Annotated in this window: 13 protein-coding genes; 6 read left to right on the forward strand and 7 right to left on the reverse strand. The window is 70.5% G+C overall.

The genetic code is table 11. From position 1 onward, the window contains the following. Positions 1 to 8: 8 nt before the first annotated feature. Positions 9 to 1,406, reverse strand: coding sequence for a type VII secretion integral membrane protein EccD (gene eccD / locus AB0C35_RS15620; protein WP_358455510.1), 1,398 nt, complete (start codon positions 1,404 to 1,406; stop codon positions 9 to 11). Positions 1,407 to 1,736: 330 nt separating this feature from the next. Between eccD and eccCa the strand changes: the two genes are divergently transcribed. Further along, positions 1,737 to 5,687 carry a type VII secretion protein EccCa gene (eccCa, locus tag AB0C35_RS15625; protein WP_358455513.1) on the forward strand — a complete coding sequence of 1,317 codons (3,951 nt, stop codon included), beginning with the start codon at positions 1,737 to 1,739 and terminating at the stop codon, positions 5,685 to 5,687. A 6-nt stretch (positions 5,688 to 5,693) separates the two neighbouring features. Then, positions 5,694 to 6,173, forward strand: coding sequence for a YbaB/EbfC family nucleoid-associated protein (locus AB0C35_RS15630; protein WP_358455516.1), 480 nt, complete (start codon positions 5,694 to 5,696; stop codon positions 6,171 to 6,173). Positions 6,174 to 6,221: 48 nt separating this feature from the next. Here AB0C35_RS15630 and AB0C35_RS15635 read toward each other — a convergent pair whose 3' ends face one another. The 4 genes from AB0C35_RS15635 to AB0C35_RS15650 all read right to left on the reverse strand — a co-directional run bounded on the left by AB0C35_RS15635 (position 6,222) and on the right by AB0C35_RS15650 (position 9,472). Next, positions 6,222 to 6,920: a hypothetical protein gene (locus AB0C35_RS15635; RefSeq protein ID WP_358455519.1), complete on the reverse strand. Its 699-nt coding sequence runs from the start codon at positions 6,918 to 6,920 to the stop codon at positions 6,222 to 6,224. Positions 6,921 to 6,925: 5 nt separating this feature from the next. Then, positions 6,926 to 7,801, reverse strand: coding sequence for a hypothetical protein (locus tag AB0C35_RS15640; protein ID WP_358455522.1), 876 nt, complete (start codon positions 7,799 to 7,801; stop codon positions 6,926 to 6,928). After that, on the reverse strand, positions 7,801 to 9,066 hold the full coding sequence (locus AB0C35_RS15645; RefSeq protein ID WP_358455525.1) for a hypothetical protein: 1,266 nt from the start codon (positions 9,064 to 9,066) through the stop codon (positions 7,801 to 7,803). Before AB0C35_RS15645 ends, AB0C35_RS15640 begins: the two co-directional genes overlap by 1 nt. Before the next feature lie 106 nt (positions 9,067 to 9,172). Then, positions 9,173 to 9,472: a hypothetical protein gene (locus AB0C35_RS15650; protein WP_358455526.1), complete on the reverse strand. Its 300-nt coding sequence runs from the start codon at positions 9,470 to 9,472 to the stop codon at positions 9,173 to 9,175. A 255-nt stretch (positions 9,473 to 9,727) separates the two neighbouring features. Here AB0C35_RS15650 and AB0C35_RS15655 point away from each other — a divergent pair, with 255 nt between their 5' ends. The 4 genes from AB0C35_RS15655 to AB0C35_RS15670 are packed head-to-tail and all read left to right on the forward strand — an operon-like array spanning position 9,728 to position 13,084. Then, positions 9,728 to 11,002: a S8 family serine peptidase gene (locus AB0C35_RS15655; protein WP_358455529.1), complete on the forward strand. Its 1,275-nt coding sequence runs from the start codon at positions 9,728 to 9,730 to the stop codon at positions 11,000 to 11,002. 50 nt (positions 11,003 to 11,052) lie between these two features. Further along, positions 11,053 to 11,820, forward strand: a complete 768-nt coding sequence (locus AB0C35_RS15660; RefSeq protein WP_358455532.1) for a hypothetical protein — start codon at positions 11,053 to 11,055, stop codon at positions 11,818 to 11,820. Then, complete coding sequence (locus tag AB0C35_RS15665; RefSeq protein ID WP_358455535.1) at positions 11,817 to 12,419, forward strand: hypothetical protein; 603 nt, start codon at positions 11,817 to 11,819, stop codon at positions 12,417 to 12,419. Before AB0C35_RS15660 ends, AB0C35_RS15665 begins: the two co-directional genes overlap by 4 nt. Next, positions 12,416 to 13,084 carry a hypothetical protein gene (locus tag AB0C35_RS15670; RefSeq protein ID WP_358455538.1) on the forward strand — a complete coding sequence of 223 codons (669 nt, stop codon included), beginning with the start codon at positions 12,416 to 12,418 and terminating at the stop codon, positions 13,082 to 13,084. Before AB0C35_RS15665 ends, AB0C35_RS15670 begins: the two co-directional genes overlap by 4 nt. On the opposite strand, the gene AB0C35_RS15675 is transcribed toward AB0C35_RS15670, so the two are convergent. Both AB0C35_RS15675 and AB0C35_RS15680 read right to left on the reverse strand, forming a co-directional pair. Beyond that, the gene (locus tag AB0C35_RS15675; RefSeq protein ID WP_358455541.1) at positions 12,972 to 14,273 is read right to left on the reverse strand and encodes a hypothetical protein; all 1,302 of its coding nucleotides are present in this window, start codon (positions 14,271 to 14,273) and stop codon (positions 12,972 to 12,974) included. The genes AB0C35_RS15670 and AB0C35_RS15675 overlap by 113 nt on opposite strands. A 185-nt stretch (positions 14,274 to 14,458) precedes the next feature. Next, positions 14,459 to 14,767, reverse strand: a complete 309-nt coding sequence (locus tag AB0C35_RS15680; protein WP_358455544.1) for a DUF1416 domain-containing protein — start codon at positions 14,765 to 14,767, stop codon at positions 14,459 to 14,461. Between the last annotated feature and the right edge of the window lie 6 nt (positions 14,768 to 14,773).

Below are 14,773 nucleotides of genomic sequence, written 5' to 3' on the forward strand. Positions count from 1 at the left end.
CCCCCTCGTCAGCTCACCACAGTGCGCACGTACTCGAAGACCCCCGCGACGCCCAGCGCGAGCGGGATCAGCGCCACCACGAGGAGGATCTCCAGGATGTCTCCGGCACGTCCCCAGAACGGGGTCAGCCGGTTGCCGGGCAGCCACATTCCCACCCCGGTGGCGATACCGGAAACAATCAGTGTGGGCAGGAGGACGCCGGTCAGCAGGAGCACCTGCGACTCGGAGTCGAGCGCGGTGGCGACCGCGAGCGCGCCGAGCCCCGCGACGCCGGGCAGGAGCAGCCAGAGCTTCTGCGCCCGGGCCCGGAAGATCCGCGCCCGCAGCAGCAGGGCGAAGGACAGGGCGACGCACATGACGGGGCTCACCCACCCGCCGTCGAAGGCCAGCGGCACCACGGCGCCGAAGGCGACCAGGCCGATCACCGACACGCCCCCGGTCACATACCGGTCGGCGATCGCCGTGCGGCTCAGCAGCGCCTGGCCGTCGACCATCAGGGTGTCCCGGCGCAGGTCCTCGGCACTGCCCGGCACGGGCGGCAACTGCACCCGCGCCATCTTGAACGCGACGCCGGGCAGCAGCGGGGTCAGCGCGAGAGCGATCGTCACCGTGATGGCGGCGATTCCGGCCGCGTCCATGTCGAACAAGAGCGGGACCGCGCAGTTCGCCGTCCCGAGCAGCGCGGCGACCGCGACGCCGTAGAAGACCGGCAGCCCGTCGGCGATGGCGAACCCGGCCAGCGTCGCGGCCAGCACGACCGCGCCGAACCCGGCCACCAGATGCAGGGCGCCGAGGTCGCGCAGCGCGTCGTCGCCCGCGGGCGCCAGCAGCCCCGCGAGGAACGCGTAGGGCAGCGCCGCGTAGCCGAGCGCCGCCCCCGCCCCGGCGTCGCCGAGCGCCCGCGACAGCGCGATCGCGGCGCCCAGCAGGAGCAGGCCGACCACGCCGGCCGCGATCGCCGGGGCGATCCAGGACGGGCCGGCCATCAGCAGGGTCAGCGCGCCGACGACCAGCCCCGCCACGCCCCACGCGAGGGCGAACCTGCGGGTGGAGTCCTGCCGCCAGCGGCCCGGCCGCTCGCTGACTCCGGTCGCCACGACATCGGGGACGTCGTCGAACACCAGGTCGGGAATCTGCGCCATGCGCGGACGCAGATAAATCAGGTCGCCGTCGCGGATGCCGGCCTGCGACGGGGTGCTGGCCGGATCGAAGGGGGCCTCGTCGAGCTTCTGCAGTACCCAGCCGCCGTGCGCCAGACCGGCGTCGGCGAGGTTCTGGCCGGCGTAGCGCAGCATCGTGGGGTAGAGCTCGGCGAAGGTCGCGTCGGCGGGCAGCGCGATGTCGACCCGCCGGCTCGGCCCGACGACCGTGATCCGGCAGAGGTCAGCTCCTGGGAGCGCACTCACGACTTCCTCGCAAATCTTCCGGTGTGCGGACGGGGGGCGAAGCACCTGAATGGTGCCATGCCCGACGCCTCGGCCGCCGGGGGATCCTCGTGCCTCATGGTGATGTGACGGTGATGTGAACGGCGCCAACCCTAATGTCTGATTGGGCCGTGCGTGTACTGGACCGACCGTCAATGGGGGTTGATGTGGCTCGCACGCGCCATCCGATGCCTCTACGATTCGTAAGGATCGAGTAACGGCACGACCACCTGATACGGCATGCGGGCGGACGACCGCAGGCCGGCGGCGCGCCCCGCCGCCGCGACGGGCGCGATGGAAGGGACGGCTAGCGTGAGCACGGACATCGTCCGGCGCAAGGAGCGGCGCGACCCCCCGCCGATGCCGCGGGGGGAGATCCTCCTCGAGTCGCCGCCGGAACTGCCCGAGTTGATCCCGCAGGGTTTCCAGGCGGTGCTGACCTACCTGCCGATGCTGGCCGGATCCGGCGCCATGGTCCTCATGATGACGGGCCGGGGCGGCGGGACGCTGCAGTACGTGGCGGGCGGCATGTTCGCCGTCTCCATGTTCGGCATGATGCTCGGCCAGGTCGGCCGCAACAGCGGCGAGCGCAAGGTCAAGCTGAACAACGAGCGGCGCGACTACCTGCGCTATCTCGGGCAGGTCCGCAAGAAGGTCCGCAAGGCGGCCAAGCAGCAGCGCGAGGCCCTGGAGTGGGCGAGCCCCGACCCCGGCTCGCTGTGGTCGCTGGCGATGAGCGCCCGGTTGTGGGAGCGCCGCCCGTCCGACGACGACTTCCTCCAACTCAGGCTGGCCAGCGGCGCGCAGAAGCTCGCCGTGCAGCTGATCGCGCCGGAGACGAAGCCCATCGAGGACCTCGAGCCCATGACGGCGGGCGCGCTGCGCCGTTTCATGCGCACCCACGCGAACGTCCCGAGCCTGCCGATCTCACTCTCGCTGCGGTCGTTCTCCCGGATCGTCCCGACCGGTGACCCCGAGGCCGTGTACGGGATGGTCCGCGCGGTGATCGCGCAGATCGCCACCTTCCACTCCCCCGACGACGTGCGCGTCACGGTGTGCGCGTCCCGGGAACGGATGCCGTGGTGGCAGTGGATCAAGTGGCTGCCGCACAACCTGCATCCCACCGAGCACGACGCGGCGGGCCCCGTGCGGCTCATGGCCGAGAGCATGACCACGCTGGAGGCCATGTTCGGCCAGGAGGTCAAGGACCGTCCCCGCTTCCAGCCGGGCCTCTCCCAGGACGACCTCCCTTACCACATCGTCATCATGGACGGCGGCCAGGCGTCCTACGACTCGCAGCTCGCCGCCGACGGCGTCGAGGGCGTCTGCATCATCGACCTCACCGGTTCCGTCGCACCGACACCTGAACCGACCATGCTGCGGCTCGGCGTCACCAAAGAGCAGGTCTCCCGGCTCTCCAAGGACCGCACCGGCAAGGACGTCGCCACCCGCATCGGCAAACCCGACTCGATCACCCTCCAGCAGGCCGAGTCGCTGGCTCGCCAACTCGCCCCGCTGCGCGCCAGCGCCGTGTCCGGCCCGATGGAGGACGCGCTGTCCGGCGCCACCACGGTCACGTCGCTGCTGGGCATCGAGAACCCGTTCCGCGTCGACCCCAACGTGACGTGGCGGCCGCGGGCGCCGCGCAACCGGCTGCGGGTCCCGATCGGCGTCGACACCGAGGGACGGCCCGTCCACCTGGACATCAAGGAGTCCGCGCAGGGCGGCATGGGCCCGCACGGCCTGTGCATCGGCGCCACCGGTTCCGGTAAGTCCGAGGCGCTCCGCACGCTGGTGCTCGGTCTCGCGCTGACGCACTCGTCCGAGGTGCTCAACTTCGTCCTCGTCGACTTCAAGGGCGGTGCGACGTTCCTGGGGATGGACAACCTCCGGCACGTCTCCGCCATCATCACCAACCTGGAGGACGAGCTCCCCCTGGTCGACCGCATGTACGACGCGCTGCACGGCGAGATGGTCCGCCGGCAGGAGTACCTGCGGGCCCAGGGGAACTACGCCTCGCTCCGCGACTACGAGAAGGCACGCGAGCAGGGCGCCGACCTCCAGCCGATGCCGACGCTGTTCCTCGTCCTGGACGAGTTCTCCGAACTGCTGTCGGCCAAGCCCGAGTTCGCCGACCTGTTCGTCATGATCGGGCGGCTGGGCCGGTCGCTGGGCGTGCACATCCTGCTGGCCTCGCAGCGCCTGGAGGAGGGCAAGCTGCGCGGCCTGGACACCCACCTGTCGTACCGGATCGGCCTGCGGACGTTCTCCGCGCAGGAGTCGCGCGTCGTGCTCGGCGTCCCGGACGCCTACGAGCTGCCGTCCGCGCCCGGGCACGGGTACATGAAGTTCGGCACCGAGTCGATGACCCGGTTCCGCGCCGCGTACGTCTCCGGGCCCGCCAGCGAGGACCTCCAGCCGAAGGAGAAGGCGGGGCCGCAGGTCGTCCGGCAGATCGTCCCCTACATCCCCGACTACATCCGCCCGCACGTCATCGAGAACCAGCAGGAGCAGCAGGGCGCCGAGGAGGAGTCGCAGGCCTCGCTGTTCGACGTGGTCGTCAAGCAGCTGGAGAACCACGGCCCGCCGGCGCACGCCATCTGGCTGCCGCCGCTGGACGCGCCGCCCACGATGGACGAGCTGCTGCCGTCGCTCGCGGTCGTCCCCGGGCTCGGCCTGACGACGCAGCACGAGGCGTGGCGGAACCGGCTGCACGCGATCGTCGGCATCGTCGACAAGCCGTTCGAGCAGCGCCGCGACCCGATGTACGTCGACCTGTCCGGTGCGGCGGGCAACGCGGGCATCGCAGGCTCGCCGCAGACCGGCAAGTCCACAATGCTGCGGACGCTGATCGCGTCGCTCGCGCTGACGCATTCGCCGCAGCAGGTGCAGTTCTACTGCCTCGACTTCGGCGGCGGGACCCTCGCCGCGCTGAACGACCTGCCGCACGTCGGCGGTGTCGCCAACCGCCTCGACGGCGACCGCGTCCGCCGCACCGTCGCCGAGGTCACCTCCCTGCTGGAGCAGCGGGAACGCGAGTTCGCCGAGCGCGGCATCGACTCGATGCCGACCTACCGGCGGATGCGCGCCTCCGGCGAGATCACCGGCGACGGCTACGGCGACGTGTTCCTCGTCGTGGACGGCTGGATGACGCTCCGCCAGGACTTCGAGAACCTCGAACCCGTCATCACCGACCTGGTGGCCCGCGGCCTCGGCTACGGCATCCACGTGGTCTCGACGGTCAACAAGTGGTCGGAGTTCCGGATGAACGTCCGCGACCTCTTCGGGACCAAGCTGGAACTGAAGCTCGGCGACCCGTACGAGTCCGAGATCGACCGGAAGCTCGCCGGGAACGTGCCGGAGGGCAAGCCCGGCCGCGGCCTCACCCGCGAGGGCCACCACTGCCTGACGGCGCTGCCGCGCCTGGACGGCGACACCGACGACTCCACGCTCGCGGAGGGCGTCAAGAAGCTCGTCGCCGCGATCGCCGGCAACTGGGACGGGCCGTCCGCGCCGAAGGTCCGGATGCTGCCCGCGGTGCTGCCGGCGTCCTCGATGCCGAGCGCCGCCGAGAGCGGCTCGCGGATCCCGATCGGCATCGACGAGGACACCCTGTCGCCGGTCTTCCTGGACTTCACGGCCGAGTCCCACTTCCTGGTCATCGGCGACACCGAATGCGGCAAGTCGAACCTGATGCGCATGATCACCGGCGGGATCATCGAGCGGTACACGCCCGAGCAGGCGCGGATGATCTTCATCGACTACCGGCGGGCGCTGCTGGACTCGGCCGACACCGAACACCGGATCGGCTACGCCGCGTCCTCGGCCGCCGCGCAGGGCCTGGTGAAGGACATCGTCGGCGCACTGCAGGCGCGGCTCCCACCCGCCGACCTCACCCCCGAGCAGCTGCGCGACCGGTCATGGTGGACCGGCGCGGACCTCTACCTGGTCATCGACGACTACGACCTGGTGGCCACGTCCAACAACCCGGTCGCCCAGCTGGCCGAACTGCTCCCGCAGGCCCGCGACATCGGACTGCACGTGATCGTGTCCCGCGCCTTCGGCGGCGCCGGACGCGCGATGTACGACCCGGTCCTCCAGCGCATCAAGGAGATGGGGTCGCCCGGCCTGCTGATGTCCGGCAACAAGGACGAGGGAGTCGTGCTCGGCAACATCAAGGGACACTCACTGCCGCCGGGCCGCGGATACTTCATCAACCGCCGCCACGGCAGCCGCCTCATCCAGACCGCACACCAGGAGTAAGGACATATGGCCGACTTCAGCTTCGGTGAAGGCGTCGAGCGCTACCAGCGCGACATGCAAGCGCAGATGGGAGAGTTCGCCAAAATACAGGAGTCCATTCAGGCCGCCATCGGACGCGGCGAGGCGGCCGACGGCCGGATCGTCGCCGAGTACAAGGCCCAGGGCGGCCTGACCAAACTCGACATGGACCCGCGCGCGATGCGCATGCCGGCGGCGGAACTCAGCGAGGCGATCCGCGAGGCGGTCAACGCGGCGGCGCAGGACTTCCAGAAGAACGTCCGCGAGGCGAGCGCGGCGGTCTTCCCGATGACCGAGGACCCGCAGAAGGCCGCGGACCCGTCCGCCGCCCTCGCCTCCCTGGACAAACTCGCGAACGGCTTCGCCGGGCAGATGAAGGAACTGGCCCGGGAACTCGGCATCCAGCAGCAGCGCGCCAAGGAGGCCATGGACAACTACAAGGGCCCCGGCTTCCCCGGCCCCCGCTGACCGTCCCCGCCTTCGCTTCCGGGACGCCCCCGGCTTCGCGGGCGGGTTTCAGCGTGTGTGGCCGCCCGGTGGGGTCGGCCAGTTGCCGCCGAAGGGGCCGCGGTCGGGGTCGGCACGGCGCAGGGTGCGCGAGGTGCCTCCGAGCCGGCTGAGCGCGATGGGCGGGGCGACCACCAGGGCCAGCGGGATGAGGAGCATGACGAGCAGGTCGGACGGCCCGACCGTGTCGGCGAAGACGGGGGCCTTCTTCCCGCTCGGGTCACGGATCACCTCGACGCGCTCGCCCTCCTGGCGGGAGTCGTCCCCCTGGTACTGCGCGACCGTGTACTCAGCGTCGGGGCAGGCGACCTTGTAGTAGCCGCGGATCTTGCTCTTCCGCGGAATGGGCTTGTACACCTCGCCCGCGACGGTGCATGTCGCCTTGTCGCCGGTGGTGACGAAAACGGCCTGCCCGGAAGCGGCGATCGACGCGAAGAAGCCCCCGACGCAGAGCAGAGGAACGAAAAGCAGGAACGCGAACCAGCGCCCCGCAAGATAGCGGCAGCCGAAGAGGACGAGAACGCCCGCCAGCGCGACGAGGGGCAGGAGTACCCAGAGCCGCCCCGTCCTGCCCAGTTCGGTGACCGATGGCACCCCGGAGGACGTCACGAAGGCGGTCACCACGGCGGCGGCGAAGAGCGCCCAGCCCGATCCGAGCAGGGCCCAGCCCGGCCCGACACGACGAGTGTTCGGGGAGGGGTCCGTCATGAGGCTCAGATCACGTACTTGAAGAGGGCGAGAACAATGATCAGGACGACACCGACCGGCCAGAAGAGCTTGAACAGGTGCTCAAGCTGATCCCGCTGGACGCCCGCCCTGAACACCGTCTGCGAGGCGCGCGTGCGGGTGGGCTGCCTGTACTGGACCATGAAGTCCCGCTGGAACTCGTTGTAGGCGGCGTGGACGCCCGCGTAGCCGGGGTAGACGTCCGGGACCGTCTCGGTGGCCTCACCCTCGTTGATGGGGAGGTGGAACTCGAAGGCCGCGGACAGATAGGAACCGATGATGATGGCGCGCCAAGCCCCCGTGACCCGGTTGTCGATGTGAAGGTCGCCGTTGCGTCGTTCCGCCAGCTGGGCGCCGTCCATGGTCATCCAGCGGACGGTGCGGGCGTCGCGACCGTCGGGCAGTCTCGGGCGGTCCATGCTCGGCGGCTGCTCGAAGACCAGATCCCCGAGCGGCCGGAGCTCCGAATCGAGCAGGCGAGCGCCGGGGGTCAGGTTCCATCCCTGCTCGGTCGTCCCCAGAACCCGTCCACCGCCGTGGAACATGGAGTGGCTATCGCATTCCAGCCTGGCCAGAACCGTACCGTCGGTGCCGACGAAGGCCATCTGCGGCGCGATGGGGTTGAGTGTCTGATGCTCGGCACGGTCGGCGTACATTAGCGTCGTGCCATCGGGCGCCGTGACGGCGAACGTCAGCCGGGGCGTCTGGACTCGGTCCGGGGTGATCCAGTGGCCTCGCGGCGAACGGACGCGCGCCACTTCGACGAGCCGGGCGAGACTCGCTCCCGTGGTGGTGTCCTGGAACTCGTACAGGTTCGCGGGATTCAGGCGCAGAGAGGTACTGGTGAAAAGACCGGCGGTCATCACTTGTCCCAGGGGGGCGTCTCGTCCTGCTTCTCGTTGAACGACCCCTCGCGATTGAACATGGGGGTGTTCACATTGTACTTGTCCGAATAGTTGCCGTCGCTGTCCCAGCCGCCTTCGTATTCGGCCTTGCTGCCACTCTTATTGTCGCCCACACCGGTTTTGAAACCGCCGCCGAGATCCTCGTTCTCGTCCCAGGTGACCTTGCCGCCGACGGTTCCGTTGACGGTGCCGGAAGGATCGGACACCTTATGGTTCACGCCGACCTCGCCACCGGCCCAGCCTTCTTCGTTCCTCTTCACATTGCCGGCGACCTCGGTCTCACCGGCGGGAGTGTTGAACTTGACCCCGCCGCCGTAGGTCCACGTCTCGTCGATGCTCCGGTCGGCGTCCAGGTCGATCTCACTGACGGGGAAGCCCTTGTTGCCCGCAGATCCGCCTCCCGGCAGACCGCCGTTGACCGTGTTGCCGTCGGACCGGTTGACCCAGGACAGGCCGGCGTTCGCGGCGTTCTGCAACAGGTTGGCGGCCGCACCGGCGGAGCCGTTCACCAGCGCCTCCTTGAACGCGCCTCCGGCGTCGAGACCGTTGCCCTCCTGGCTGGCGGTGGTGAGCCCGGCGCCGCCGAACATCGCCATGCCGGCCATCGAACCGGCGGAGGCGAGGATGGCGGTCGCGACGTGGGTGATCGTCAGGCCCGTGCCGGCGGCCGCGACGATCGCCCCGTATGAGGGAGCACCGAAGACGCTCGCCAAAGCGGCCACCGCCAGGACGAGGAGGACGTCGATGTAGATCGCCATCCCCATGGCGAAGACGGCGTAGGCGAGCAACGCGTACGCCAGGACCGTCAGCGCGATCGAGACGGCCTGGAGGTACATCTTGAGGGCCTCGACCGACTGGCAGAACTCTTCGACCTTGCTTTCATACCCCTTGCGGTCGTCCATGTTCCACGCCTGCTCAGGGATGCCCTGGGCGAGACTTCGCAGGTCGTTGGCGGCCTGCTCGAGTTCCTGGGAGGCTTTCATCCATGCGGCCGCCGCCTTTTCCAGGCTCTGCGGCTTGCCCTTCGCCAGCCGGAACTCGAACGAGATCATGAGCGCGGGGGGCAGGATCACCGCGGCGCTGACCATGGCTATCGCCGCGTCCATCAGGGGTTCGGCGACGGCGGTGGCGGATCCGCCCGTCAGCGCGGCGACGGCCGCACCGCCCGCCGCGGCGCCGCCGCCCGCGGCGCCTCGGTTGCGTGGTCCCGACCCGACGGGCACATCCCCGCCGGAGGGGCTTCCGGTTGGTGAAGAGTTACCGCCGGGAGGAGTCATGGCATCCGCTCTCTCGTTGCGTCGCTGTTCTCAGAACCGTTCCGGGACGACCTCAGATCGTGTTGGACCGCTCGGCATCGGCGTACCGCTTCGCCGTGGCGTCGATCTTCTTCGCGTAACCCTGCGCGGTGTCCATCAGCAGCTTGATGTCCTCGAAGGCGAACTGAACCGCGATCGGGTAGGCGGCGGAGGCGGCGCTGCAGGCGATGCTGAAATCGCCGCCCTCCATGTTGCCGACGCCTTCGCCGTTGAGCGTGTTCCCCGCATTGGTGAGACGGGGGACGACGACGTTGGTGATGTCCTTGCCGTGGAGAGCGATCCGCTCCGGATCTGCCGATTTCGGGGGAGCCACATCTACCTCTCTTACCGGCTGTGCGTCATGAGCTCGTGATCAGGCTTCGCTTATACTAGGGCACTTCGGGCCGGCCGGAGTGGTCTCGGCCTAATGGCGCACAGGTGAGGTCTACGGCACGCCGGGCGTTGATCATCCGGGGTCCGGCGGCCCGGACGGGCGTATCGCACTCCGGCCACCGGGTCGTGAGGCGGGAGTCCGTCCCTTAAGGTCTTCTGCTGTGGCGGATGCGACATCGGAGCGGAGGCTTGCGGCATGAGATGGACCGCGATCGCCGTGCTCGCCGGGTGCCTCGCGCCCCTCTGCACGGCACCCGTCGCCCACGCGGCCCCGGCCCAGGCAGCCCCGATCCACGCGGCGCCGGCCTACTCAGCACCGGCCTACGCGGCCCCGGCCTACTCAGCACCGGCCTACGCGGCGCCCTGCCAGCCGCCTGCCGGGGTCATGACCGCGCAGCAGCTCGGCCAGAACGGGCAGCCGTGGGCTCAGCAGATCCTCAACATCGGCGCCGCGCATGAGCGGGCCACCGGCCGCGGCGTCAAGGTCGCGGTGGTCGACAGCGGCGTGACCGCGAAGAACCCGCAGCTGAGCGGGCAGGTGCTCAAGGGCGTCGACCTGACGAAGACCGGCCCGGAGGACTGCCTCGGGCACGGCACCTGGGTCGCCGGCATCATCGCCGCCAAGAAGGGGACCAGCCCGTTCTACGGCGTCGCCCCCGACGCGAAGATCATTCCGATCAAGTTCGCGGCGCAGGCGCAGGGGGTCGACAGCGGTCTCGCCGCCAAGGGCATCGACGCCGCGGTGCGGCTGGGCGCCGACATCATCAATGTCTCGACCCAGTCGATCGGCGACGACCCGCGCCTGCGGAAGTCCGTGGAGAACGCGATCGCCAAGGGCGTCGTCATCGTCGCGGCGGCCGGCAACATCAACCCGGAGGACAGCCAGACCCCGGGGCTGATGTACCCGAGCGCCTATCCGGGAGTGATCTCGGTGGGCGCCGTCGACCAGAAGGGCGGCGTCACCGCGTTCTCCAACCCGGCGACTCCCGTCTCGGTCATGGCGCCCGGGCAGGACATCGTGACCACGGCACCCGACGGCACCTACGCGGTCGCCGAGAAGGGCACGAGCTTCGCGACCCCGTTCGTCTCCGGTCTCGCCGCGCTGATCGAGGAGGCCTATCCGGACCTCACCCCCGCGCAGGTCAAGCAGCGGATCGAGGGGACCGCGGAGGGCAGCAAGGGCGTCGGCAGCGGCAACGGCATGATCAACCCGTTCGAGGCCCTCACCGCGGTGAACATCCCGGTCGCCGGAGGCGGGGGCGCCGCCGGCCCGCCGGTGAAGATCGCCATGGCCGACCGGCCGGACTCCACGACCCGTGCCGTGGCGCTGGGCATCGCGGGCGGGGCCCTGGGCGTCGCCGCCCTGGTGGCGGCCGGCGGGGTGCTGATCCCGCTCGGCCGGCGCCGCGGCTGGCGACCCGGCTACGTGCGGATGACCTCCGACACTTCGGACGGGTCTTCCGGGACATAACCGATCTTTCGGTCGCGCCGGGGGTGGGGTGGCGTAATACCATCTGGCGGGTGCACTCGTACGGACCGGTTCCCCCGCCTCCCGGGGACGAGCGACAGCGGCGCTCAGCGCGGCGCTGGGTGATTCCCCTGTCCGTGCTGGGCGCGGTGGCCGTCCTCGCCGCGGCCCTGTGGGCGACGGGCGGTCTCAAGGAGACACCGAAGCAACCGGCCCAGTCCGCCGGGAAGCCGCTCGACCTGGGCCTGTTCACCGTCACCGTCCGGGATGTGCGGATCGGGCTGGCGGACGCCCGGTTCGGCAGCGCGCAGGAACGCTTCCTCATCATGCGGATGAGGGTGGTCAACAAGGGCAAGGAGACCGAGTCGCTCGAGAACAGCGGCCTGGCGGACGGTGTGGTCGCGCGGACGAAGACCGGCAAGTGGGTGGAGCCGGAGCGGATCGAGGGCGTCGCCGCCGGCGCGGAGACGAACGTCGTGCAGCCGGGGCTCCCCGTCGAGGCGTCGGCGATGTGGAAGATGGGCCCTGCGGACTCGCCGGAGAAGCTGACCGTGGGGTTGCGCGAGTGGAAGTACGAACAAGGGTTCACCGACAGCGACTTCAATTGGCTGGTCCAAAAGGAGGACGACAAGCTCGTCGGCCGCCTCGTCCTCCCGGTGGCGCCGATGAGCGCCGCGCCTCAGCCGTCCCCGCGGGCGACGTGGCCGCAGGCGGGACGTCCCACAACGACGGCGTGGCCCACCGCGACGGCGCGGCCCACGACGACGGCGCGGCCGCGCCCGACCGCCGGCTCGCCCAGGCCGACTGCGAGCCGCCCATGAACGTGCGGCAGGTGCTGTTGCGGAGCGGCGCCGGGATCGGCGGGACGGCCCTGCTCGCCGGGGCGATGTGGCTGCATTCGATCCTGCCGCAACTGGAGGCCGCGCAACTGGACCCGATCCGGGACGGCGGCACGGTCGGCGAGGAGATCCGCAACCGCGACTTCAGCGTGCGGGTCGAGAAGGTCGAGGCCGCCCGGTCGCTGGCCCCGTCTCTCTCGCTCGGCGACCCGCCCCCGGTCGGCACCGACGGCATCTACCTCATCGTCCGGCTCCGCGCGACGAGCCACCGCGAACCCCTGCAGCTCAGGACGGTGGAGCTGGAGACGCCCGGCGGCTACACGTTCAAGCAGGACCCGCGGACGGGCACCGCGTCCGCCGGGGCCCAGCCGACGTTCGAGCCGATGATCTGGACGCCGGCGACGGTCGTGTTCGAGCTGCCGAAGAAGCGGCTGGAAGGGGCGCACCTGATCGTGGGCACGGGCGGGCTGCTGCCGCAGCTGTCCGCGGCCGCCGACATCGACCTCGGCATCACCGGGAACCGGGCGGACCAGCTGACCGGGAGCGCCGTCGAACGCTACGACATCAGGGACAGGCCATGACGTCCGACGACACCCGGCCCGACCTCCCCCGGGTCCCGCCTCAGTTCGAGAGGGCACCGGACTCCGGGCAGGCAGGCGAGTCCGGGCAGACGGGAGACTCTGGGCAGACCGGGGAATCCGAGGAGGGGCGGGAGTCCAGGCTGCGTCCCCTCGACAGGCGGGTTCTCCAGGCGATCGCGCTGTTGTGCGCGGTCCCCGCGATCCTCGCGCTGCACTGGGTGGACGAGACGAACAACATCGAGAAGAACTTGAAGCCCCCGGAGAAGGTCACCACCGTCCCGCCGGGGAAGGTCGGCGAACTCGTCGGGGCGAGGTGGGTGGTCATGAAGCGCGCGACCGCGCAGCCCCTCGCGGCCCGTGCCCAGCAGGGCTCGAACGACGTGACCGAGCTTCGGCTCACGGTCGGCGTCCGTCCCGGGGACGCCGCCAGCGCGATAGCGGTCGGGGCCTATGGCCTCGTCTTCCGGTTCGTCGACGGCGAGGGCCGCGTATGGACCGCCTCGAAGGTGAGGGGCAAGGACCCGCGGGCGGGCGTCGCGATGGCCCTCACCGTCAAGGGGACGGTGCCCCGTGCCAAGGCGGACTCGCTGGAGCTGGAGATACGGGCACCGAAGGCGTCGCGGAAGAAGGGGGAGCCACGGCTTTCGCTGCGGTTCGAGCACTGACCCTCGCCATGACGAGGTTGAACGCCGCCGCCAGCAGGCAGACGCGCAGGATCTCGAAGACCAGCGCCGTCCCGAACCCGACGAACGGCAGCGCCTGCATCCACCACGTCACCTCATGCGGGCCGATGAGTTCGTAGACGAAGCGCCGCGAGGCCTCTTGGCCCACGTCCAGTGCGGCGAACAGCAGGCAGAACGTCGCGAACGGCATCATCCCCGACCGGCGGACGAGCCGCAGCCCGAACCAGGCGGGCAGCCACATCTCCCGGAAGCCGCGCGTGAGGATCTCCCGCGGGCTGTTCGTCCGCTCGATCCCCCCGGCCCGCGCCAGCCGCTGCGCCGCGCGGCTGCGGCCGAGCACGACCCGCTCGTCCCCGGCGTCCAGCCCGAGGATCACCCCGGCGATCACCAGCAGGATCAGCGCGCCGAGCACCGCGTCCTTGAACGGCGACCACAGGGCGAGGGCGGGACCCGCAGCGCCCGTCAGCCACTCCCACGCCTGCCGCGCGGTGACCCAGTCGGCCGCTTCGGAGCGCAGGTGGTCGATGGTGAAGATGCCGAACAGCGCGAACTGGACCTCGAGGAACGCGACGAGCGCGCCGACGGCGCGGGGCAGCCGCTCCTCCAGCCGCCACTCCGCCGCCACCTTCATCACGAACAGCCCGCCGGTGAGGCCGATCGCGAGCCCTACGTGCTTCTCCAGCGACAGCAGCAGCCCGAGGGCGTCGATCTGCCCCTGGATGCCGCCCTCGGCGAAGCCGCGGGCCGCGGCCATGTCGGCGAACTCGCGGGCGTCCTCGCCCTGCTTCCCCCACGCCAGGTAGAAGATCACGAACGGGAGCGCGGCGCGGCCCATCGCCCCGATCACCGACTCCTCGTTGCCGACGGCCCACGGTGTCAGCCCGCCGTCCGACTCGCGGGCGTGCACCACGTCCAGGCCCTCCCGGACGCTGTGCACCATCAGCACCGTGACCGCCAGCGTGATCACCACCAGCAGGCCGACGGTGGTGATCGGCGCGATCGCCGCCGCCGTCCCCTTCATCGAGCCGAGCCGGTAGCCGCCGTACATCACGCCGTAGCGCAGCAGCTCGCCGACCGTGAACCAGAGGGCGAGCGGCAGGACGAAACGTCCCGCGAGCTTCAGCGTGGCCCACGGAAGTGTCAGCGGCGATCGTGCGGACAGTCCGAGCATCGCGTTGATCGTATCGAGCCTGCACCCCGTCCCGCGGTGCTCCCCGGATGACCACCCAAATGAGCCCGTGCCGGAAATGCCGGACCCCGCCGTCCGCATGGAGCGGGCGGCGGGGTCCGAGGGGCGCTTTCCCCTTGCGGGGACACCCCCGTGTCCCTAGGGGAACCGCGTCGTCGTGACTCGGGTCAGATCGCGACCTCGAGGCCGGCGACCTCGCCGATCTTCGCCGTGACGGCGTTGTCGACGCTCACGCCGCCGGCCGCCAGGACGCGCACGGTCCAGTCGCCGTCGGCGGCGAAGAACCGGAACACGCCCTCGTCACCGGTGACGACCTCGGCGGTGAACTCGCCGGTCGCGTCGAGCAGGCGGGCGTAGGCGCTGGACACCGGGGCGCCGTCACGGGTGACGGTGCCCTGGATGACGGCCTCGTTGGCGAGGTCGACGGTCGCCGGCAGGTGCGCCGTCTGCTCGGGTGCTGCGCAGCCCTGGGTCATTTGCTC

Origin of the sequence: Spirillospora sp. NPDC048819 (assembly GCF_040650055.1) — a bacterium.
Taxonomy (GTDB): Bacteria; Actinomycetota; Actinomycetes; order Streptosporangiales; family Streptosporangiaceae; genus Spirillospora.